Source organism: Kitasatospora sp. NPDC088134 (assembly GCF_044741705.1).
In the GTDB taxonomy this organism is placed as follows: Bacteria; Actinomycetota; Actinomycetes; order Streptomycetales; family Streptomycetaceae; genus Kitasatospora.
Window position 1 is genome coordinate 25,775 of record NZ_JBIUTD010000022.1, and the last position, 21,759, is coordinate 47,533.

At 74.1% G+C, this 21,759-nt stretch carries 15 protein-coding genes and 1 pseudogene; 10 read left to right on the forward strand and 6 right to left on the reverse strand.

The features are described from left to right. Positions 1–118 precede the first annotated feature (118 nt). From ACIOHG_RS27810 to ACIOHG_RS27825, 4 genes are all read left to right on the forward strand, one after another. Positions 119–1,111 (forward strand): malate dehydrogenase, encoded by a 993-nt coding sequence (locus ACIOHG_RS27810; protein WP_400954469.1) that lies wholly within the window; start codon positions 119–121, stop codon positions 1,109–1,111. Between the two features lie 86 nt (positions 1,112–1,197). Further along, positions 1,198–2,511: a hemolysin family protein gene (locus ACIOHG_RS27815; RefSeq protein ID WP_400954470.1), complete on the forward strand. Its 1,314-nt coding sequence runs from the start codon at positions 1,198–1,200 to the stop codon at positions 2,509–2,511. Positions 2,512–2,586: 75 nt separating this feature from the next. Then, entirely contained in the window at positions 2,587–3,579 is a 993-nt protein-coding gene (gene trpS / locus ACIOHG_RS27820; RefSeq protein WP_400954584.1) for a tryptophan--tRNA ligase, read from the forward strand. A 56-nt stretch (positions 3,580–3,635) separates the two neighbouring features. Further along, entirely contained in the window at positions 3,636–4,136 is a 501-nt protein-coding gene (locus tag ACIOHG_RS27825) for a 2'-5' RNA ligase family protein (protein WP_400954472.1), read from the forward strand. Between the two features lie 79 nt (positions 4,137–4,215). Here ACIOHG_RS27825 and ACIOHG_RS27830 read toward each other — a convergent pair whose 3' ends face one another. Then, positions 4,216–5,151, reverse strand: coding sequence for a hypothetical protein (locus ACIOHG_RS27830; RefSeq protein WP_400954473.1), 936 nt, complete (start codon positions 5,149–5,151; stop codon positions 4,216–4,218). On the opposite strand from ACIOHG_RS27830, the pseudogene ACIOHG_RS27835 reads away from it, so the two are divergent. After that, positions 5,032–5,958, forward strand: a pseudogene (locus ACIOHG_RS27835) (stealth conserved region 3 domain-containing protein); the annotation flags it as partial. The gene ACIOHG_RS27830 and the pseudogene ACIOHG_RS27835 sit on opposite strands and share 120 nt — an antisense overlap. 9 nt (positions 5,959–5,967) lie before the next feature. On the opposite strand, the gene ACIOHG_RS27840 reads toward ACIOHG_RS27835, so the two are convergent. Both ACIOHG_RS27840 and ACIOHG_RS27845 read right to left on the reverse strand, forming a co-directional pair. Further along, positions 5,968–8,388, reverse strand: a complete 2,421-nt coding sequence (locus ACIOHG_RS27840; RefSeq protein WP_400954474.1) for a CDP-glycerol glycerophosphotransferase family protein — start codon at positions 8,386–8,388, stop codon at positions 5,968–5,970. 88 nt (positions 8,389–8,476) lie between these two features. Then, entirely contained in the window at positions 8,477–12,106 is a 3,630-nt protein-coding gene (locus ACIOHG_RS27845) for a CDP-glycerol glycerophosphotransferase family protein (protein ID WP_400954475.1), read from the reverse strand. A 212-nt stretch (positions 12,107–12,318) separates the two neighbouring features. On the opposite strand from ACIOHG_RS27845, the gene ACIOHG_RS27850 reads away from it, so the two are divergent. Then, positions 12,319–13,263, forward strand: coding sequence for a YihY/virulence factor BrkB family protein (locus ACIOHG_RS27850; RefSeq protein WP_400954476.1), 945 nt, complete (start codon positions 12,319–12,321; stop codon positions 13,261–13,263). A 92-nt stretch (positions 13,264–13,355) separates the two neighbouring features. Continuing rightward, positions 13,356–14,228, forward strand: coding sequence for a class I SAM-dependent methyltransferase (locus tag ACIOHG_RS27855; RefSeq protein WP_400954477.1), 873 nt, complete (start codon positions 13,356–13,358; stop codon positions 14,226–14,228). Between the two features lie 30 nt (positions 14,229–14,258). Here ACIOHG_RS27855 and ACIOHG_RS27860 read toward each other — a convergent pair whose 3' ends face one another. Next, on the reverse strand, positions 14,259–15,464 hold the full coding sequence (locus tag ACIOHG_RS27860; protein WP_400954479.1) for a D-alanyl-D-alanine carboxypeptidase family protein: 1,206 nt from the start codon (positions 15,462–15,464) through the stop codon (positions 14,259–14,261). 135 nt (positions 15,465–15,599) lie between these two features. Here ACIOHG_RS27860 and ACIOHG_RS27865 point away from each other — a divergent pair, with 135 nt between their 5' ends. The 3 genes from ACIOHG_RS27865 to ACIOHG_RS27875 all read left to right on the forward strand — a co-directional run bounded on the left by ACIOHG_RS27865 (position 15,600) and on the right by ACIOHG_RS27875 (position 19,136). Continuing rightward, on the forward strand, positions 15,600–15,869 hold the full coding sequence (locus ACIOHG_RS27865) for an SCO4848 family membrane protein (RefSeq protein ID WP_400954481.1): 270 nt from the start codon (positions 15,600–15,602) through the stop codon (positions 15,867–15,869). A gap of 118 nt (positions 15,870–15,987) precedes the next feature. Then, positions 15,988–17,601, forward strand: a complete 1,614-nt coding sequence (locus ACIOHG_RS27870) for a hypothetical protein (RefSeq protein ID WP_400954482.1) — start codon at positions 15,988–15,990, stop codon at positions 17,599–17,601. Between the two features lie 185 nt (positions 17,602–17,786). Beyond that, positions 17,787–19,136, forward strand: a complete 1,350-nt coding sequence (locus ACIOHG_RS27875) for a hypothetical protein (RefSeq protein WP_400954483.1) — start codon at positions 17,787–17,789, stop codon at positions 19,134–19,136. A gap of 87 nt (positions 19,137–19,223) precedes the next feature. Here the strand turns inward: ACIOHG_RS27875 and ACIOHG_RS27880 are convergent, their stop codons facing one another. Both ACIOHG_RS27880 and sdhA read right to left on the reverse strand, forming a co-directional pair. Next, positions 19,224–19,997 carry a succinate dehydrogenase iron-sulfur subunit gene (locus ACIOHG_RS27880; protein ID WP_400954484.1) on the reverse strand — a complete coding sequence of 258 codons (774 nt, stop codon included), beginning with the start codon at positions 19,995–19,997 and terminating at the stop codon, positions 19,224–19,226. Further along, positions 19,997–21,739, reverse strand: a complete 1,743-nt coding sequence (sdhA, locus tag ACIOHG_RS27885; protein ID WP_400954485.1) for a succinate dehydrogenase flavoprotein subunit — start codon at positions 21,737–21,739, stop codon at positions 19,997–19,999. The genes ACIOHG_RS27880 and sdhA overlap by 1 nt, the downstream gene beginning before the upstream one ends. Positions 21,740–21,759 lie beyond the last annotated feature (20 nt).

The following is a 21,759-nucleotide window of genomic DNA, read 5'->3' on the forward strand; positions in this document are numbered from 1 at the left end:
GCGGGGCGTGCGCGCCTTGCGATAGCCTGACCCGGGTCTCTCGATATCGAGAGATCATCCTCGGCTCCAGCGCGCCGGTGTGCCTGGGGCACCTGGCGATCTGCAGGAGAAGGCTGAAATGACTCGCACCCCCGTCAACGTCACCGTCACCGGAGCCGCCGGCCAGATCGGCTACGCGCTGCTCTTCCGCATCGCCTCCGGTCACCTGCTGGGTGCCGACGTCCCGGTCAACCTGCGGCTGCTGGAGATCCCGCAGGGCCTCAAGGCCGCCGAGGGCGTCGCCATGGAGCTCGACGACTGCGCGTTCCCGCTGCTGCGCGACATCACCATCACCGACCAGGCGAACGTGGCCTTCGACGGCGCCAACGTGGCCCTGCTGGTCGGCGCCCGTCCGCGCACCGCGGGCATGGAGCGCGGCGACCTGCTCTCCGCCAACGGCGGCATCTTCGGCCCGCAGGGCAAGGCCATCAACGACAACGCCGCGGACGACATCAAGGTCCTGGTGGTCGGCAACCCCGCCAACACCAACGCCCTGATCGCCCAGCGCAACGCCCCCGACGTGCCGGCCGAGCGCTTCACCGCGATGACCCGCCTCGACCACAACCGCGCCGTCGCCCAGCTGGCGAAGAAGGCCGGCGTCACCGTCGAGGACGTCAAGAAGGTCACCATCTGGGGCAACCACTCCGCCACCCAGTACCCGGACCTGTTCCACGCCGAGATCTCCGGCAAGGCCGCCTTCGACGCCGTCGGCGCCGACCAGGAGTGGGTGGAGAACTTCTTCATCCCGAAGGTCGCCAAGCGCGGCGCCGAGATCATCGAGGTCCGCGGCGCCTCCTCGGCCGCCTCGGCCGCGAACGCCGCCATCGACCACGTGTACACCTGGGTCAACGGCACCCCGGCCGGCGACTGGACCTCGATGGGCATCGTCTCGGACGGCTCCTACGGCGTCCCGGCCGGCCTGATCTCCTCCTTCCCGGTCACCACCTCGAACGGCACCTTCGAGATCGTCCAGGGCCTGGAGCTCTCCGAGTTCGACCGCAAGCGGATCGACGCCTCGGTCGGCGAGCTCGCCGAGGAGCGCGACGCCGTCCAGGAGCTCGGCCTCATCTGAGCGCCGCGGCAGTGACGTGCTGAACGGCCAGGTGCCCGCGGGGCGCCCGGCCGTTCCGCGCCCGCCGGGCGCCCTACACTCGGGCCGTGAGCGAAACCCTGCAGGACGCGGCGCTCGTCCTGGTGTTCATCATGCTGGGCGGCCTGTTCAACGTCGCCGAGATCGCGCTGATCTCGCTGCGCGAGGGCCAGATCCGCGCCCTGGAGGCCGCCGGCACCCGGCGGGCCTCGCGGGCCGCGCACCTGGCCGCCGACCCGAACCGGTTCCTGGCCGCCGTCCAGGTCGGGGTGACCTGCATGGGCTTCCTGTCGGCCGCGTTCGGCGCCGACACGCTGGCCGGCAAGCTGGCGCCGGTCTTCGTCCGGGCCGGCCTCTCCGAGGGCGTCGCGGACGCCGTCGCGCTGGTCTCGTTGACCCTGGTGATCTCCTACGCCTCCCTGGTGCTGGGCGAGTTGACGCCCAAGCGGATCGGCCTGCAGCGGGCCGAGTCGATCGCGCTGCTGGCCGCCCCCGTGGTGGACGTGATGTCGGTGGCGCTGCGGCCGGTGATCTGGCTGCTCGGCCACTCCACGAACCTGATGGTCCGGCTGCTCGGCGGCGACCCGTCCGCCGGGCGCGGCGTGATGAGCTCCGAGGAACTCCGCGGCCTGGTCGCCGCCAACACCGAACTCGGCTCCGACGAACGCGAGTTGATCAACGAGGTGTTCGCGGCCGGGGAGCGCCAGCTGCGCGAGGTGATGGTGCCGCGCACCGAGGTGACCTTCCTGGACGGCGACCGGCTGGTCGGCGAGGTCCGGGCCGAGACCGACTCCGCGCCGCACTCCCGCTACCCGGTGGTCGAGGGCTCCTACGACGCCGTCACCGGCTTCGTGCACGTCCGCGACCTGTACGGGGCGCGGGCCGAGCAGTCACCCCGGGTCCGCGACCTGGCCCGCCCGGTGAAGCTGCTGCCCGCCACCAAGCGGGTGCTGGAGGCGATGAGCGAGATGCGCCGCGAGGGCCACCACCTGGCGATCGTGGTCGACGAGTACGGCGGCACCGCCGGCATCGTCACCCTGGAGGACCTGGTCGAGGAGGTGATCGGCGAGATCCGCGACGAGTACGACGCCCAGGACACCACCGCCACCCGCCGGCTGGCCGGCGGCGGCATCGAGCTCGACGGCCTGCTCAACCTCGGCGACTTCGCCGAGGAGACCGGCTTCGCGCTGCCCGAGGGCCCCTACGAGACGGTGGCCGGCTACGTGGTGCGGGAGCTCGGCCGGCTGCCCCGGCAGGGCGACCAGGTGGTCACCGGCACCGGCGCGAAGCTCACCGTGGCCCGGCTCGACGGGCGGCGGATCGAGCGGGTCCGGGTGAGCGCCGTCACACTCGACGACCCGGTCGGCCCGGAGGTTTCCTGAGCGGCCCGGGAAGCTGGAAGAATGGCCCGCATGGTCAACGCAGCGGTCACCGGTCCGGTGAAGGACCGTCCCCGGGTGCTCTCCGGCATCCAGCCCACCTCAGGCTCCTTCCACCTGGGCAACTACCTCGGCGCGGTGCGTCAGTGGGTCGACCTGCAGGAGGCCAACGACGCCTTCTACATGGTGGTCGACCTGCACGCGATCACCGTCGAGCAGGACCCGGAGACCCTGCGGAACAACACCCGGATCTCCGCCGCCCAGCTCCTCGGCGCCGGCCTCGACCCGGAGCGCTGCACCCTGTTCGTGCAGTCCCAGGTGCCCGAGCACGCCCAGCTCGCCTGGGTGATGAACTGCCTCACCGGCTTCGGCGAGGCCGCCCGGATGACCCAGTTCAAGGACAAGTCCGCCAAGCAGGGCACCGACCGCACCACCGTCGGCCTGTTCACCTACCCGGTGCTGATGGTCGCCGACGTGCTGCTCTACCAGGCCGACGCCGTCCCGGTCGGCGAGGACCAGCGCCAGCACCTGGAGCTCACCCGCGACCTCGCGGACCGCTTCAACACCCGCTACGGGCAGACCTTCACGGTGCCCAAGCCGTACATCCTCAAGGAGACGGCGAAGATCCAGGACCTGCAGGACCCGGCCGCCAAGATGAGCAAGTCCGCGGCCAGCGACAAGGGCCTGGTCAACCTGCTCGACCCGGCCAAGGTCAGCGCCAAGAAGTTCAAGAGCGCCGTCACCGACACCGACACCGTGGTGACCTACGACGAGGCGAACAAGCCCGGCGTCTCCAACCTGCTGCGCATCCACTCCGCGCTCAGCGGGATGACGGTCGACCAGCTGGTCGCGCACTTCGAGGGCAAGATGTACGGCGCCCTGAAGACCGAGCTGGCCGACCTGTACACCGAGTGGGTCACCCCGTTCCAGGCCCGCACCCAGCAGTACCTGGACGACCCGGCCGAACTCGACCGGGTGCTCGCGCTGGGCGCCGAGAAGGCCCGCTCGGTGGCCTCCGAGACGCTCGCCCAGGTCTACGACCGCATCGGCTTCCTGGCGCCCAAGCGCTGATGCCGACGGCTGCCGCCCGTGCCGGTGACGGTCCCGACGGGACCGTCACCATCGGCGTGTCCATACACGTCCCCGAACCGTACGGCAGCCGGGTGCAGGACGCCCGGGCCGGGCACGGCGACCCGCAGGCCCGCTCGATACCCACCCACGTCACCCTGCTGCCGCCGACCGAGGCCGACCCCGCGCTGCTGCCCGCCGTCCGGCAGCACCTGCGCGCCGTGGCCGCGGTGCAGCGCCCGTTCCGGATGCTGCTCCAGGGCAGCGGCACCTTCCGCCCGGTCTCCCCGGTGGTCTACATCCGGGTCGAGGAGGGCGCCCAGGAGTGCCGGGTGCTGGAGGCCGAGGTCCGCTCCGGCCCGCTCGCCCGCGAACTCGCCTTCCCCTACCACCCGCACGTCACCGTCGCGCACGGCCTCTCCGACCGGGCCCTGGACGCGGCCTACGAGAAGACCCGCGGCTTCCGCGCGGTCTTCGACGTCGCCGAGTTCGTGCTCTCCCGGTTCGGCGCCGACGGGGTGTGGCGGCCCTGGGAGTCCTTCCGCTTCGGCTCGGGCTGACCGGGTTCTCACAGCTCGCCTGCCAGTTTCCTGGGAATTGTTCGCCTCCACTTCTTTCCGTGCGCCCCCATTGTTAAGGTCACCGTAAAATCGGCGTGGTGGGAGTGTAATGATGGTCAGGCGGGCGGTCCCCAAGCCGGTACGAGGGCTCGCCGGGCGCGCGCTGCGGGCCTGCGGCCTGCTGCCCGCCCCGCCGGCACCCACCCCCGCACCGGTCGACCCGCGCCGCCGCCGTGAGGACGAACTCGCCGCCGCCGACCCGTCGCTGACCCGCCACGACGGCCGGCTGGCCACGGTCCGCGACGACCTGCTGGACGCGCAGGCCCGGCTCGCCAACCTGGCCGAGACCGCCGCCGCGCTGGACGCCACCGCCGTCCCCTACCTGCTGGTGCCCGACCGCGGCGTCCGCCACCGGCTCGGCGTGCCGCCCGGCCGGCGGGCGGCTGCGCTGGCCGCCATCGCCACCGCCTTCCGCGGCGCCCCCGTCTACGCGGCGCTGCTCGGCCACGACCGGGTGCACGCCACCGTGCTCGCCGAGGAGGCGCCCGCCGCCACCGCCGCCCACGAGGCGCCCCCGCCGCCCCCGGCCGGGGAGCCGGAGGACGCCGAACCGGCCGAACTCCCCGAGCGGGTCAAGGGCGTCCGGCTGTACCGGCCGGTGGTGACCGCCGGCCGCACCCTGCACTACGGCCAGGAGCACGGCTGCGACCTGGAGTTCTGGGACGCCGCGGAGTCCTCCGCCGGGGCGGTGGCCGCGATCGCCGAGACCCCGTTCGGCTGGTGGCTGCCCTCGCTGGAGGCGGCCGGCACGGTCCGGCTCGGCGACCGCGACTACCCCGTCGCCGAGCCCTTCCTGCACGTGCTGCCGGAGGACGTCCGGTTCCCCGTCGACGCCGTGCTGACCTGGGTCGACGACACCGACCCCCGGTGGCGCGAGCGCCGCGCCGCAGCCCGGGCCCGGCTGCTCGGCACCGGCCGGGACGACGACGGCGGCGGCCACGACGACGGCAGCCACGACGACAGCGACCACCGCTACCGCAGCCACGACGAACTGCGGTACTGCCTGCGCTCGATCGCCATGTACGCCCCCTGGATACGGCACGTCCACCTGGTCACCGACGACCAGCTACCGTCTTGGCTGGACACCGCCGTGCCCGGCCTGACCGTGGTCGCGCACCGCGACCTGCTGCCGGCCGGCCCGGTCTTCAACTCGCACGCCATCGAGACCGGACTGCACCGCGTCCCCGGCCTGGCCGAGCACTTCCTGTACTTCAACGACGACACCTTCCTGGGCCGCCCGGTCCGACCCGAGGACTTCTTCCTCGGCAACGGCCACCCCAGGGTGTACCGCGACACCCGCCGGATCCCGCCGGCCGCGCCGACCCTCCGGCCGGACGTGTACACCGCCGTCCAGCAGGGCACCCGCCGGCTGCTGGAGCGCGACCACGGCCGCTCCTTCGCCCGGGTGCTCGCGCACGTCCCGCACCCGCTGCGGCGCAGCCTGCTGGAGCGGGCCGAACGGCACTGGCCGCAGGAGTGGGAGGCCACCGGCCGCTCGGCGTTCCGGGCCGCCACCGACATCGCCCCGGTCACCCTGGCGCTCTACCACGCCCAGCTCCGCGGCGACGCCGTCGACGGCGCGCTGCGCCACGACTACCTGGCGCTGGACCGGGCCGCGGACCGCGACCGGCTGCCCGGCCTGCTGGCCGCCCGCGACCTGGACGCGTTCTGCCTGGCCGACGGGGACACCGACGCCGACCAGGGCCCGGCGGTCGCCGGGTTCCTCGCCGCGTACTTCCCGGTGCCCGGCCCGTTCGAGCTGCCGGAGCCGTCAGCGCCCGCCGCCGCCGAGGGCGAGCATCCGGTCGACCACCCGGGCGGCGGCGCCGCCGTCGTCGAGCGGGCAGAACCGCTCCCGGAAGCGCCGGCGGGCCTCCCGGTGCCGCGCCGGGTCGAGGGTGCGCAGGGCGGCCACCAGCCGCTCCGGGTCGTCCACCAGCGGGCCCGGCGCGAACCGCTCGAAGTCGAAGGTGAAGCCGCGCAGCGTGTCCCGGTAGTGGGCCAGGTCGTAGGTGAAGAACAGCATCGGCCGGCCGGTCACCGCGAAGTCGAACATCACCGAGGAGTAGTCGGTGACCAGCACGTCGGCGACCAGCAGCAGATCCTGCACGTCCGGGTGGTCGGCGACGTCCCGGACGAAGCCGTCGTCCGGCAGCGCCCCGCCGACGTGCACGTGCGGGCGCAACAGCAGCACGTGGTCGCGGCCCAGCGCGGCCCGGGCGGCGGCCAGGTCGAGGCGCAGGTCCAGGGCGTGCCGGCCGCCGGGCCCGGGCCGGTCGTCGCGCCAGGTCGGGGCGTACAGCACCACCCGGCGGCCCTCGGGCAGGCGCAGCCGGCGGCGGATCGCGGCCGCCTCGGCGGGGTCGGGGCGGGCCAGCCGGTCGGTGCGCGGGCTGCCGGCCTCCAGGACCTCGCCGCGGTAGCCGAAGGAGGCGCGCAGCTCGGGGGTGGCGAACGGGCCGGGGGAGACCAGCAGGCTCCACTGCCGGACCTCGCGGTCCAGCCGCTCCAGGTAGCCGTCGGCGGCGGCCCAGCCGGGCGGCATCCGGTGGCCGATCCGCTTCAGCGGGGTGCCGTGCCACAGCTGCACCACCTGCTGGCCGTCGCGGCGGCGCAGGAAGTCCGGGAAGTGCGTGTTGCCGACCAGGTAGCGGCAGGTGGCCAGGGCCTCGTACCACTCGGGGCTCCACTGCCGGACGGCGCGGGCGCCCTCCGGGGCCTGTCCCTGCCCGTCCTCGATCACCCACAGGTGCTCCAACTCGACTCCCCGGCGGACGAGTTCGGCGTGCACGGCGCGCGGGTGGCAGGCGTGGCCGCGGCCGCCGAACACGTCGTACAGCACCGCCTCGCGCAGCGGGCGGCGGCGGGCGGCCGGGTAGGTCTCGGTGCGCAGGCGGTGCTGGCGGTACGCGCTGCGCTCGGTGGCGGACAGCACCGGGAGGCTGTCCACGATCAGGGTGTCGTGCCAGCGGCGCTGCAGCAGGAAGGACTTGCCGAGGGCGGCGGCCCGGGCCGGCAGCGCGGGCAGGGCGGCCGGGTGCAGCCGCACCGGGTGGCCGGCGGTGCCCGGGCCGGACCCGGCGGGGCGCAGCAGGACCTCCCAGACGCCCTTGGCGAGCGGGCGGGGGGTGCCGTCGGAGCCGGGCGGGGCGAGCGGCAGCCGGGCGGTGAACCGGCCGTCGGGGGCGGGGCGGGCGGGGGCGCGGCGCTCGCGGCCGTCGCCGGTGTGCCGGAGCACCAGTTCCAGCGGGCCGTCGCCGGCCGGGAACTCCCCGGCCAGCTCGAAGCCGCCGGGGGCGGGGGCGATCAGGTCGACCAGCGGTTCGGCCGGCTGGACGCAGAACTGCAGGGAGTGGTCGGCGAGTTGCTTGGCGTACAGGACCGACGAGCCGTCCGGCAGCGGGAGTTGGCGCGGCCCTTCGGGGGAGTGCCGCAGCACCAGCGGGGCCGGGCCGCCGGGCAGCGCCAGCTCGGGCTCCCAGTGGCCGGGGGAGGGGATCGGGACGGTACCGACCAGGGCGGTGAACTCGCTCCCGTGCCAGTGCGCCTGACTCTGGATCAGCTCTCCGGTGGCGCGGTGCCGCAGCACCAGTGGGCCGCCGCCCGGGCCCACGGCGGCGCCGCGCAGCTCGAAGCCGTCGGGGCGGGTCCGGCAGGAGTCGACCAGGGCCCGCGGCCGGCGCAGGGTCAGGACCAGGGTGCCGTTGCGGGCGGTGGGCACCAGCTGGGTGGTCGGGCCGGTCCAGCGGGCCGGGGGGTATTCGCCGGCCCCGCACCAGTGCGGGACGAGCGGGGTGCGGGCGCGGCGCAGGCCGGAGCTGACGGCGGCCCAGACCTCCCAGGCCGGTTCGGGCCCGGCGCCGGGGCGGGCGCGCAGCAGGGCGGGGTCGAGCCGGGCGGTGAAGCCGGTCCAGTCGAGGCCGTGCCGGCTCTGCGCGCTGTCGTCGGTGGCCTCGGGCAGGTGGTGCGGGGTGGTGCGGAGCCGGACGGTGCGGCGGCCGCCGTCGAGCGGCCGCAGTTCCAGGACGACCCGGGTCTGCCCGGGCCGTTCGCCGGGCCGGTCGGCGAGCCGGCCCTCGCCGAGCAGGACGAGCACGCCACCGTCCCAGACCGCGTCGCGCAGGGCTGCCACGGCGGCCTCGGCACGGGTCGGGCGGGCGGTGGTGGCGGGGTGCCGTACCTGGGAGGACATTCCCGCTATCCCAGTACAAGGGTCGGCAAAAAGTCAATTCCCTCCCTTTTCCTACAAAGGGAGGGAATTGATATCTGCTTATATTATTTTACTTGGAGGACTTCCCGGCAGATTCTGCGGAATCCCCGGAATCCTCGGAGTCCCCGCCCGCCGCCAGCAGCGCGTCCGCCACCCGCACCGTGGCCCCGCCGTCGTCCAGGTCGGCGTACGCCTCGCGGAACGCCGCGTACCGGTCGGCGTACTCGGCGGCCACCCCCGGCAGGTCGCCCAGCGCCTCGATCAGCTCGGCCGAGGTGCGCAGCACCGGACCCGGGACCTTGGTCTCGTAGTCCAGCGCGAAACCGCGCAGGTTGTCCCGGTAGTGCTCCAGGTCGTAGGCGAAGAACAGCACCGGGCGGCCGGTGTTCAGGAAGTCCAGCGCCGCGGCCGAGTAGTCCGTCACCAGGGCGTCCGCGGTCAGCAGCAGCTCCGCCATGTCCGGGTAGGTCGAGACGTCCCACACGTAGCCGTCGCCGGTGCCCGGGACCTGCCCGGAGACCAGTTCGTGCGCCCGGACCAGCAGCACCTGGTCGTCGCCGAGCGCCGCCCGGGCCGCCGCCAGGTCCAGCTGCAGGTTGAACTGGTAGCCGCCCTCGGGCAGCCGCCGGTCCTCGCGGAAGGTCGGCGCGTACAGCACCACCCGCTTGCCCTCCGGCAGGCCCAGCTGCTCGCGGACCCGCTCGGCGGTCTTCTCCCGGTCGGCGGCGAACAGCACGTCGTTGTGCGGGTGGCCGCTCTCCAGCACCGTCCCCTCGTAGCCGAAGGCCCGGCGCAGCATCGGCACCGCCCAGCGCGAGCCGGCCACCAGCAGGCTCCACTGCGGGACCTCCTGCGCCAGGTGCTCCAGGTAGTCGGAGTCGGTGAACCAGACCTTCTCGAAGTCCTTGCCGATCCGCTTCAGCGGGGTGCCCTGCCAGGTCTGCAGGACCACCTGGCCGGGGCGGCGGCGGAACCAGGTCGGCAGGTGGGTGGAGGCCACCACGTACTTCGAGGTCGCCAGCGCCCGGTACCACTCCGGCGAGCGGTGCCGCACGCCCTCGGTGCTCTGCGGCAGCTCGGTCTGCAGGTCGACCGAGGTCCACAGGTGCCGCAGCGGCAGGCCCCGGCGCACCAGCTCCTCGTGCACCGCCCGCGGCGAGTCCGCGTACTGGCCGCCCTGCGAGGACCACGGGTCCTCGCGCACGGTGTGGTACAGCACCGCGTCGACCAGCGGCTCGGCCTGCAGCGCGGGGAACGAGTGCCGCAGCTTGCGCTGCAGGTAGCCGCTGCGCTCGCCGGAGTCCAGCGGGTCGTGCGACTCCAGCGACAGGGTGTCGAACAGGCGGCGCTCCAGCGCCACCCGCTTGCCCCGGGCCTCGACCTCCAGCGGCAGCGCGTCGAACGCCGACGGCGCCACCACCGCCGTCGGCCGGACGCTGCCGGCCGGCGCGCCCACCGGGCGGAACAGCACCCGCCAGGTGCCCTTGTGCAGCGGCACCCGGCCCGCGAAGGAGGCGGTCGGCACGGCGGGCAGCGCGGCCCGGAACCGGCCGTCGGCGACCTCCGCCGGGTAGACGTGCTCCTCGTGCCGCTTCAGGTGCCGGACCACCAGCTCGTAGCGGTGCGTGCCGGGCAGCGGGAAGGAGCCGCTGAGCACGAAGCCCTCGCCGTCCTTGGCCCGCGAGACCTGCTCGACCACCGGCTGCAGGACCTGGTCGGCCAGCTGCAGGTGCCCGCCCGGGGAGGGCTGGGCGCGCAGCATCCGGGTGCCCCCGTCGAGCGGCAGCTGCAGCTCCACCGGGGCGGCCCGGTCGTCCAGCACCAGCGGCAGCACGCTGCCGTCGGCGAGCTTCAGTTCGAGGTCCCAGCGGTCCCGGGAGCGCTCCTCGGAGGCCGGGTCGAGCGCGGCCCAGGCCACCCGGACCGCGGTCAGTTCGGCGACCGGGACCCGCGCCGCGAACGGCAGGTCGCGGCCGGCCGGGGTGCCGAGCTCCAGCTCGGCGAACAGCTCCCGCTCCGACTCGGCGTGCCGCAGCCGCAGCTCCGCGCCCGCCAGGTCGACCCCGGAGCGGACCAGGCCGCGCAGCTCGACGGTGCCGTCCGCCGCGGCCGCCGACACGGCCCGCGCCCGCACCCGCTCCACCCGCAGCAGCAGGTGGTTGTCGCGCGACCACGGGACGATCCGGACGTCCTCCTCGACCCAGTGCGCCGGCGGGTGCTCGGAGCGGTCGTGCCAGCCGACCGACACCCGGCCCTTGGAGACGCCGCCCTTGCCGACGCCCGCCACCAGCACCCGCCAGGAGCCCTCCTTCCAGGCGCCGCGGTGCTTGAGCCGCTGCGGGTCGATCACCGCGGAGAAGCCCGCCCAGTCGCACGAGTACAGGTCGTGCGGGGAGGAGGCGGTGGCCTCCGGGCTGTACTGGGCCCGGGTCTGCACCGCGATCACCCGGCGGCCCCTGGCCTCGCGCAGGATCAGCACCTTCATCATGTCGTGCTTGTGCTCGACGCCCAGGTGTTCGGGGAAGGCGTGCCCGGTGAGCTGCAGCCGGCCGTCCGCCCAGCGGGCCTCGTACAGCCGCGAGCGCATCACCAGCGCGTTCTTCAGGCGCAGCACGTCCGCCGGGACGCTCTTGCGGCCGCCGCGCAGGAACGGGTAGTCGGCGTACGGGCGGAGCAGGCCGCGGGCCGGGGCGGCGCCGTTGCTGTCCTGCTCGAAGCGCAGCTGCTCGACCAGCTCGTCCAGCCGGCCCTGCAGGGTCAGGTGGTACTTCAGCCGCAGCGGCGCCCGCAGCTTGCGGACCTGCTCGGGGCCGATCGCCCGGAGCAGCCGGCCGGCCGACTCCAGGTAGGCCGCGTTGTACTCCGGGTCGTCCTCCAGTACCGAGCCGAAGAACATCGGGATCTCTTCGAGCAGGTTGTTCTCGTCGTAGGTGCGCAGGTACTTGCGGAACTTGGGGTCGGCCTGCTGCGACAGCCAGTCCCGGACCAGCTCCATCGACTTCACCCGGTCGACGACGCCCTTGGGGTTGGTCTTCATCTGGGTGATCGACATCTCGCCGACCTCCCGCTCGCGCCAGTGGTAGATCGGCTCGGCGAGCACGTCCACCCGGCGGGCCAGGAAGTGGTGCGGCACGCTGACCGGCGCGTCCTCGTACAGGATGCCCTCGGGGTACAGCACGCCCGCCTCGTCGAAGAACGAGCGGCGGTAGACCTTGTTCCAGGCCGTCCGGTCGGTGATCAGTGCCGGGATCTCGGTGATGTGGGTGCGCAGCCGGGTCGCGGCGAACGGCTTGCGGTGGCCGCCGGACTGGTAGTGGCCGACGGCGCGGAAGCGCAGCACGTTGCCGGTGCAGAAGTCCGAGCCGGTCTCCTCCAGCGTGCTGATCATCAGCTGGTACGCCGAGGGCGGCATGGTGTCGTCGCTGTCCACGAACGCCAGGAACTCGGAGCCCTCGGAGATGTGCCGGTAGCCGGTGTTGCGGGCCGCCCCCAGGCCCTTGTTCACCTGCTGGACCAGCCGGAACCGGGAGTCCTCGGCCGCGTAGGCGGCGGCGATCGCGGCGCTGGAGTCCTTCGAGCCGTCGTCGACCATGACGCACTCGAAGTCGGTGAAGGTCTGGGCGGCGATCGAGTCCAGACACTCTTCCAGATAGCGCTCGACGTTGTAGATCGGGACGACGACGGACAGACGGGGGGCCATCGGGAGCGCGAGCCTTTCCTCCGGGAGCGCGGCCGGCTGGGTCCGTACAAGTTGCCAGAATCCGGACCTCACCGGCCGCGATCCTACCTCTCCGGGCCCGCTGTCCCGTGCCGCGCCGGACCGCGGCGGGCGGGGGCGCGGGCGCCGCCGCGCGGCCCGATCGGCCACGTCGGTCCCCCTTGCTCCGACCCGAACGGGGTATACAGCGAGGCGTGGACTTCCTCACCAAGCTGCCCGTGATCGGCCCGGTCGCCGCCCGCGTGCTGCGCAGCCGCCCCTACGCCGTGTACCTCCTGTTCACCGACGTCGACGGGAACCGGCTGGCCGGGGCGGCCACCTTCTTCGGGTTCCTGGCGCTGTTCCCGCTGCTCACGGTGGCCCTGGCGATCGCGCTGGCCACCCTCACCGACTCCCGGGTCCGCCAGCTCCAGGACAAGATCTCCGACCAGCTGCCCGGCCTGTCCGACTCGCTCGACCTGAGTGCGATGGCCGCCAACGCCGCCGCCGTCGGACTGGTCTCCGGCGCGCTGCTGCTGATCTCCGGCCTCGGCTGGGTGGACACCCTGCGCGGCGCCGTCCGCACCGTGTGGCGGCTGCCCGACGAGGGCGGCAACCCGGTGCTGGTCAAGGCCTGGGACTGCCTGGTGCTGGCCGGCCTCGGCGCGGTCTGCCTGGCCTCGCTGGCCGCCTCCGCGCTCGCCACCACCCTCGCGCACCGGCTCGCCGACGGCCTCGGCCTCGGCGGCGGGGCCGGCCGCTGGCTGCTGTCCGGCCTCGGCTTCCTGATCGCGGTCTGCGCCGACCTGCTGCTCTTCGCCTACCTGCTCGGCCCGTTCCCGCGGATCTCCGGCCAGCACCGGCGGGCCCTGCTGGAGGGCGCGCTGATCGGCGCGGTCGGCTTCGAACTGCTGAAGCTGCTGCTCTCCTCGTACCTCGGCTCGGTGGCCGGCCGCAGCCTGTACGGGGCGTTCGGCGTCCCCGTGGCGCTGCTGCTGTGGATGAACTTCGTCACCCGGCTGCTGCTGTACTGCGCCGCCTGGACGGCCCTCGCCGACCCGGAGCAGGCCCGGCTGCGCGCCGTCCGACAGGCCCGGGCCGCCCTCGAAGCCGCAGGAGAAACACCGGGCTCACCCACTGTCCGCGAACCGGACAACTGACTATGATCCCGGTCACACCAGCTCGGCCCGTCCCCGGCCGACCGCACCGCCGGACCGCACCCCCGCACCCCGGCCCGCTCCCTGGAGACCGTGTGTCCGTCACCGACATCAGCGCCGACCCCGCCGCTGCCCCGGCCACGCCCGACGACGTACCCGGCTGGTTCTTCCGGGCCGACCAGGAGGCGTTCACCCACCTGCTGAGCAGCCAGAACGCTGCCGGGATCGACGGCGACCTGCTGGAACTGGGCACCTACCTCGGCCGCTCGGCGATCCTGCTCGGGTCCTACCTGCGCCCCGGCCAGACCTTCACCGTCTGCGACCTGTTCGACCTCGACGCCCCGGACGACAGCAACTCCGCCGAGATGAGCATGTCCTACCGGGAGACCCTGACCCGGCGCGCCTTCGAACGGAACTACCTGGCCTTCCACCCCGAACTCCCGGTGGTGGTCCAGGCACCCACCTCGGTGCTCGCCGACGGCCGGATCCCGGCCGGCAGCTGCCGCTTCGTCCACGTCGACGCCTCGCACCTGTACGAGCACGTGATCGGCGACATCAAGGTCGCCCGCGACGCGCTGGCCCCCGGCGGCGTGGTCGCCCTGGACGACTACCGGGCCCCGCACACCCCCGGGGTGGCCGCCGCCGTCTGGGAGGCCGTGTTCACCCTCGGCCTGCGCCCGGTGCTGCTCACCCCCGAGAAGTTCTACGGCACCTGGGGCGACCCCGAGGCGGTCCGCAAGCAGCTGCTGGCCCGCGACTGGCGGGCCGAGGGCTTCCGGCTCGACGACGAGACCATCGCCGGACAGCCCTGCCACCGCCTCGCCTGGGACGACGCCGAGGGCGGCCGCGGTGCGGTCCGCCCGCCGCGCTCGCTGCCCCGCCGGATCGCCATCGCGGTGCTCCCGCCGATCGCCACCCGGGGCGTGCGCAGCGCCCTGCGCGCCGCCCGGGCCCGCCGGGCGGCCTGACCGCCGCCGCCCGCCGGGCCCGACGGACCGTCAGGCCCGGTGGCGGGAACGGGCCCTCGGCCCGCCCTCCCGCCGGCGCAGCGTCCGCAGCCGCAGCAGCCCGGCCGCCGCCACCGCCGCGCACAGCCCGACCGCCGACCAGGTCGCCGCGCCGCCCGGCCCGCCCGCCGCCGCGTGCGCGGCCCCGCCGTCGCGCGCGCCGCCCTGCGGGGCGGCCGGGGTGTCGCCCACCGGCCTCGCGGCCGGCGGGGAGGCGCCCGCGCCCTCCTCGGCCAGCGTTCCGACCGGGGTGACCTTCCCCGCCGCGGCGAAGCCCCAGTCGAGCAGCGCCGCCGCCTCGTCGTACACCTTCGGGCTGTTCGCCGGGTGCATCACCGTCACCAGCAGGGTCCGGCCGCCGCGCTCCGCGGCGCCGGTGTAGGTCGCGCCCGCGTTGGTGGTGTAGCCGTTCTTCACCCCGATCAGGCCCGGGTACTTGCCCAGCAGCCGGTCGGTGTTGGCGATGCCGAAGCTCCCGCGCTGCCCGGTCTTCTGGTCCACCGCGCCCGGGAACTGCGCGGTGCGGGTCGCGCAGTAGCCGCGGAACTCCGGATTGCGCAGGCCGGCCCGGGCGAACAGCGTCAGGTCGTACGCCGAGGACAGCTGCCCGTCCATGTCGTAGCCGTCCGGGCTGACCACGTGGGTGTCCCGGGCCTGCAACTGCTCGGCGCGGGCCTGCATGTCGGCGACGGTCTTCGCCACCCCGCCGTTCATGTGCGCGAGCACGTGCACGGCGTCGTTGCCGGAGGACAGGAACACCCCGCGCCACAGGTCCTCGACCTTGTAGTCCAGGTCCTCCTTGATGCCGACCAGGCTGCTGCCCGTGCCCATGCCCTGCAGCTCCGCGGGCGCCACCTTGTGCACCTCGGCGGCCGGGAAGCGGGGCAGCACGGTGTCCGCGAACAGCATCTTCAGGGTGGACGCCGGCGGCAGCTGCGCGTGCGCGTTGAACGAGGCCAGCACCTCGCCGCTGCCCGCGTCCGCCACCACCCAGGACTTCCCGGTCAGGTCGGCCGGCAGCGGCGGCGCCCCGGCGCCGGGCGCCACCTGCACCCCCGCCGCGGCCAGCCGCTCCCCGCCGACCACCGCGGGCGGCGGCGGCGCGTCGTCCCCCGGCGCGGCCGCCGCCGATCGGGCCGGGGCCAGCAGCAGCACGACGGCGGACGAACCCACGACGATCCGGCGGATTATCTGCATTCCGGGAAAGTAACCCACCCGATCGTGGCACCCTCCCTGCCCCCCGCCCGAAACCACGAACGAGTACCGCACACTGCTCCGATCGGCGGGCCCCGCATACTGGACGGGCATTCCGTCTGCCGCGAAGGACCCGCCATGAAGCTCAGCCGCCCGGTCTCCTGGTTCCTCACCGCCTTCGGCCTCTGGTCGATCGTCATCTGGACCACCTTCGCCAAGAACCTCTGGAAGGACTCCGGCGGCCAGGCCTTCGTCAACGGCGACCACGGGCAGCCCACCGCCTTCTTCTGGGTCCACCTGCTGCTCGCCGTCACCTCCCTGCTCCTCGGCCTCGCCGTCGGCGCCGTCGGCGTCCGCGGCCTGCGCGCCCTGCGCGGCCCCGCCGCCGCGGAACGGCCCGCCGAGTAACCCGCCGCACCGGCCGTCGGCGCCCTGCAGTACCTTTCGCTTCGCCCGCGCACCGTCCCAGGCGCGCGGGCCGGGCCGCCGAACCCGGCGGCCCGGGCGACACCCTGTGGGGGAACCCTTGTCCCGAACCGTTTCGCCGCGCCTGCTGGCCGCCTGCGCGGGCACCGCCCTCGCCGCCGGCCTGCTCGCCGCCCCCGCGGCCCAGGCCGCCCCGGGCCCCGGCGTCACCGCCCCGGCCGTCCTGCCGGGCAGCTACCTGAACGCCACCGCCACCGACGGCTGCACCGCCACCGGCACGCCCGGCTGGGTCTCCGTCAGCTTCCCGGGCCCGATCCTGTTCGCGCACACCACCGCGCCCGCCGCCCGCTTCAAGGTGTGGGACGCGACCGGCGCGAAGGTCGTCGACACCACCGCCGAGGCGCAGTACGGCGGTGTGCAGACCTCCATCGCCGACCTGCCGACCGGCACCGGCTACACCTGGCGGGTCTGGCCGGAGTACCGGCCCGGCTCCGGCAAGCCCACCGAGACCTGCCGCTTCGGCGTCGACACCACCCCGCCGACCGTCACCGGAGTCCATTCGGACGACTTCCCCGAAAGCGGCGGCGGCAAGTACGCGGGCCAGCCCGGGGTGTTCACCTTCTCCGCCACCGACACCGGCTCCGGGGTGGCTTGCTTCCGCTACGCGCTGGACGGCGACCCGGGCGTCGGCGGCTGCACCCCCGGCCCGGGCGTCGTCGCGGCCGACGCCGACGGCACCGCGAGCGTCACCCTCAAGCCCGGCAGCTGGGGCCACCACCACCTGGACGTCCGGGCCCTCGACCAGGCGGGCAACACCATGCCGTCCTCCTACGACTTCTCCGCCCGGTCGAACCCCAACCCGCCCAAGGCCCTGGGGGACGTCGACAACGACGGCGTCCCGGACATCCTGCTGCCCGACTCGCAGGGCAACCTGCTGGTGATCAGCGGCGACTCCGCCGGCACCGCGCCCAGCACCGTCGTCCCCGCGGCGCTGTCGCCGCTCGGCGGGACCTGGACCGGCACTCAGGTGGTCCACAAGGGCTGGGGCACGGCGAGCGCCCCGGCCGACTCGATCTTCGTCCGCGACACGGCCGCCGGCAGCAACAGCCTCCTCTACCTGTACCGCAACCAGGGCTCCTTCCCGGTCACCGTCCAGTCGCCGGGCGTGGTGCGGCACGCGAGCTCCTGCACCGACCTCGCCAACCTGGCGGTCGTCTGCCCGCCGGACCACGCCACCAGCTTCCAGGACGTCCAGCAACTGGTCGCATTCGGCTCGATCGACCCGGCCCAGCCCTACGGCCTCAACCTGCTGGACGTCGAGCAGGGCGACCTGTGGCTGCAGCGCGACCCGTCCCGGTTCGGCAAGTCCACCCGCCTCACCACCACCGGCCTGTGGAACGGCTACGACCTGATCGCCCCCGGCCCCGACGCGCAGGGCAACCTCGCGCTCTGGTCCCGCGAGCAGGCCACCGGCACGCTGCGCGCCCACGCCGTCCCGAAGCTCGCCGACGGCGGCTACGACTTCTCCGGCCTCGCCGACCCGGCGAACGGCACCGTCCTCGGCAGCTTCCCGGTCGCCGCCTACCCGACCCTGGGCAGCTCCGGCGACCTGGACGGCGACGGGCAGAACGACCTGTACGCCGTCACCCCGGACCGCCACCTGCTGACCTACCGGGGCACCGCGGCGCCCAAGGACCGCGGCCCGCTCGCCTGACCCCCCGTCAGGGCCCCGTTCCGGCCAGCCCCGGGACGGGGCCCAGGGCCTGCCCTTGGCGTGTCCGGGACGGACGGGTGCGCGGAACCCCTTCAAGTGGCCGAATCCGGCTGCTAGCCTGCCCGGCACGCGGCCGTGCGGGTGCCGGTCGGCGAGGGCCGGGGCAGGGGACGGGGAGACTCGGGATGAGCACTGGCACCACCACCCTCGGCGAGGCCCGTCCGGAGTGGGCGCAGCGTCAGGAGCGGGAGCGGCGGCACCGGCGCGCCAAGTCCCGGTTGCGGTTGCCGTTCGCGGTGGCCGCGGCCTGCCAGGCGGTGCTGCTGCTGTGGTGGGCCGCCGCGTACCCGGCGTTCACCGCCGCGCCGCCGGACGGGTCCGCGCCGCTGTACGCGGCGGCGCTCCGGGCCGTCCACGCCGGGCCGCTGACGCTGGGTCAGACCGTCGCGGTGGCGTTCGGCCTCGGCTACCTGGTGGCGGCGCTGGCCCGGTTCGGGGTGCGCGGCCGGCACAGCGCCCCGGTCGCGCTGGCGCTGGCCGCGCTGCCGCCCACCGGCAGCCTGGTGGTCTCGCTCGGCCCGGCGGTCCCGTGCGCCGCCGCCGCGCTGCTGCTGACCGGGGCGGGGTTGCGGCTGCTGGCCCGGCACGGCGAGGGGACGGCCCGGCGCGGCGGCCCGGCCCAACGGCTGGACCTGGCCGCGCTGTTCGCGGCCGTCCTGCTGCTCGCCCTGACCGGTACCCGGGGCGCCGGCACCGGCCTGGTCGCCACCCTGGTGCTGGTCGCGGCGCTGCCCCGGGTCCGGGCCCGGCTGGCGCTGCTGGCGGCGCTCGCCCTGGCGGTCCCGATCGCGCTCGCCCTGCTCGGCCACCCGGCGGACCGCGGCGGCAGCCTGCACACCCTGCGGGCCGCCGACCTGGCGCTGGCCCGGCACACCGACCCGGCCGCCCCCGCCGACCCGGCGCTGACCGCGCTGGCCCCGCCCGAGGTGTGGGCCGCGGCCGGCGCGGACTGCTCGGCCACCGCCGCCCTCACCGACCGCTGGAACGCCACCGCCGCCCGCCGCGGGGCGGACCAACTGGCCGCCGCCTGGCGGAAGTTGCTCCGCGACCACCCGGACCGGGTGCTGGACGCCCGGCTCTGCCGGGGCCGGCTCGCCTGGAGCGCGTGGGCGGGCGGCTCCGGCCCGCACGCCGCCACCCTGGTCCCGGACACCGCCGGCTCCTCGCGCGGCCTGTGGCGGCCGCTGCACGCCGCCGCGGACTGGAGCCGCACCCTGCTGCGCGCCCCGCAGCTGGACTGGCTGCTGTGGCGCGGCGCGCTCTGGGCCTACGCGGGCCTGGCCGCCGCCCTGCTGTACGCCTGGCGGCACCGGCTGCCCGCGCTGGTCCCGGTGGCGGGCGCCGCCGTGCTGGCCACCCAGCTGGCGCTCACCGCCTCCGCCGCCGACCAGGACTACCGCAGCATGGGCGCCGCGCTGCTCGTCGGCCCGCTGCTGGCCACCCTCGCCACCGTCCGCACCCGCCGCGCCGCCTGACGGAACACCGGACGGGAACGCCGGACGGAACGCCGGAGGGCCCGCCCGGAGCGAACTCCGGGCGGGCCCTCCGAAAACGGTCGAGGACTAGAAGCGACGCGTGACGAGCGCGCGCTTCACCTCCTGGATCGCCTTGGTGACCTCGATGCCGCGCGGGCAGGCCTCCGAGCAGTTGAAGGTGGTGCGGCAGCGCCACACGCCCTCGCGGTCGTTCAGGATCTCCAGGCGCTGCTCGCCGCCCTCGTCGCGCGAGTCGAAGATGAAGCGGTGCGCGTTGACGATCGCCGCCGGGCCGAAGTACTGGCCGTCGTTCCAGAACACCGGGCACGAGGAGGTGCACGCGGCGCACAGGATGCACTTGGTGGTGTCGTCGAACCGCTCGCGGTCCTCCTGCGACTGCAGGCGCTCGCGGGTCGGCTCGTTCCCCTTGGTGATGAGGAACGGCATGACGTCCTTGTACGCCTGGAAGAACGGGTCCATGTCCACGATCAGGTCCTTGAGGACCGCGAGGCCCTTGATGGCCTCGACCGTGATCGGCTTCTCCGGGTTGACGTCCTTGATCAGGGTCTTGCACGCCAGCCGGTTGCGGCCGTTGATCCGCATGGCGTCCGAACCGCAGATGCCGTGCGCGCAGGAGCGGCGGTACGTGAGCGTGCCGTCCTGCTCCCACTTGATCTTGTTGAGCGCGTCCAGGACGCGCTCCTTCGGGTCCATCAGCAGCTGGTAGTCCACCCACACCGGCTCCGGGTGCTCCTCCGGGTTGAACCGGCGGATCCGGAAGGTGACGTTGATCAGCTGAACGCTGCCCGACTCTGCCGCGTCCAGCGCGGCCGAGTGCGTCTCGACGGTCGGAGTGGACATCAGTACTTACGCTCCATCGGCTGGTAGCGGGTCTGCACGACCGGCTTGTAGTCGAGGCGGATCGAGGTGGAACCGTCCTCGGCCACCTCGCGGTACGCCATGGTGTGCTGCATGAACTTCACGTCGTCGCGGGTCGGGAAGTCCTCGCGGTAGTGACCGCCGCGCGACTCCTCGCGGGCCAGCGCCGAGACCACCAGCACCTCGGCCAGGTCGAGCAGGTTGCCCAGCTCGACGGCCTCCAGCAGGTCGGTGTTGTAGCGCGAGCCCTTGTCCTGGATCGAGACGTTCTTGAAGCGCTCCTTGAGCGCCGCGACGTCCTCGACCGCCTGCTGCAGGGTCTTGCCGGTGCGGTAGACGGACACGTTGGTGTCCATCGACTCCTGCAGCTCCTGGCGGATCTTGGCGACCGACTCGGTGCCGGTGGACTCCCGCAGGCCCTCCACCAGCGCCTCGACCAGCGCGCCCGGGTTCTCCGGCAGCGGGACGTAGTCGTGCTTCTCGGCGTACTCGGCGGCGGCGATGCCCGCGCGGCGGCCGAACACGTTGATGTCCAGCAGCGAGTTGGTGCCGAGGCGGTTGGCGCCGTGCACCGACACGCACGCGACCTCGCCCGCGGCGTACAGGCCGGGGACGATGTCGGTGTTGTTCCGCAGCACCTCGCCCTCGACGTTGGTCGGGATGCCGCCCATCGCGTAGTGCGCGGTGGGCTGGATCGGGATCGGGTCCGTGTAGGGCTCGATGCCGAGGTAGGTGCGGGCGAACTCGGTGATGTCCGGGAGCTTGGCGTCCAGCTGCTCCGGCGGCAGGTGGGTCAGGTCCAGGTAGACGTGGTCGCCGTCGGGGCCGCAGCCGCGGCCGGCCCGGATCTCCGAGTAGATCGCGCGGGAGCAGACGTCGCGGGACGCCAGGTCCTTCATCACGGGGGCGTAGCGCTCCATGAAGCGCTCGCCGTCCTTGTTGCGCAGGATGCCGCCCTCGCCGCGGGCGCCCTCGGTGAGCAGGATGCCCATCCGCCAGATGCCCGTCGGGTGGAACTGGAAGAACTCCATGTCCTCCAGCGGCAGGCCCCGGCGCAGCGCCACGGCCTGGCCGTCACCGGTCAGGGTGTGCGCGTTCGAGGTGACCTTGAACATCTTGCCGGTGCCGCCGGAGGCGAACACCACGGCCTTGGCCTGGAAGACGTGGATCTCGCCGGTGGCCAGCTCGTAGGCCACCACACCGGCGGTCCGGCCCTCGTTGATCAGCAGGTCGAGGACGTAGAACTCGTTGAAGAACTCGACGCCGTGCTTGACGCAGTTCTGGAACAGCGTCTGCAGGATCATGTGGCCGGTGCGGTCCGCGGCGTAGCAGGACCGGCGGACCGGGGCCTCGCCGTGGTTGCGGGAGTGGCCGCCGAAGCGGCGCTGGTCGATCCGGCCCTGGTCGGTGCGGGAGAAGGGGAGACCCATCTTCTCCAGGTCGAGGACCGCGTCGATGGCCTCCTTGCACATGATCTCGGCGGCGTCCTGGTCGACCAGGTAGTCACCGCCCTTGACCGTGTCGAAGGTGTGCCACTCCCAGTTGTCCTCCTCGACGTTGGCGAGGGCGGCGCACATGCCGCCCTGCGCCGCGCCGGTGTGGGACCGGGTCGGGTAGAGCTTGGTCAGGACCGCGGTGCGGCTGCGCTGCGTCGACTCGATCGCCGCGCGCATGCCCGCGCCGCCGGCGCCGACGATGACGGTGTCGTACTGGTGAATCTGCATGGGGGTCAGTCGCCTCTGGT

Coding starts and splice junctions, on each gene's coding strand:
- ACIOHG_RS27810 (WP_400954469.1), top strand. CDS start 119: ATGACTCGCACCCCCGTCAACGTCACCGTCACCGGAGCCGCCGGCCAG.
- ACIOHG_RS27875 (WP_400954483.1), top strand. CDS start 17,787: ATGAGCACTGGCACCACCACCCTCGGCGAGGCCCGTCCGGAGTGGGCG.
- ACIOHG_RS27840 (WP_400954474.1), bottom strand. CDS start 8,388: ATGTCCTCCCAGGTACGGCACCCCGCCACCACCGCCCGCCCGACCCGT.
- ACIOHG_RS27880 (WP_400954484.1), bottom strand. CDS start 19,997: ATGTCCACTCCGACCGTCGAGACGCACTCGGCCGCGCTGGACGCGGCA.
- ACIOHG_RS27865 (WP_400954481.1), top strand. CDS start 15,600: ATGAAGCTCAGCCGCCCGGTCTCCTGGTTCCTCACCGCCTTCGGCCTC.
- ACIOHG_RS27845 (WP_400954475.1), bottom strand. CDS start 12,106: ATGGCCCCCCGTCTGTCCGTCGTCGTCCCGATCTACAACGTCGAGCGC.
- sdhA (WP_400954485.1), bottom strand. CDS start 21,739: ATGCAGATTCACCAGTACGACACCGTCATCGTCGGCGCCGGCGGCGCG.
- ACIOHG_RS27860 (WP_400954479.1), bottom strand. CDS start 15,464: ATGCAGATAATCCGCCGGATCGTCGTGGGTTCGTCCGCCGTCGTGCTG.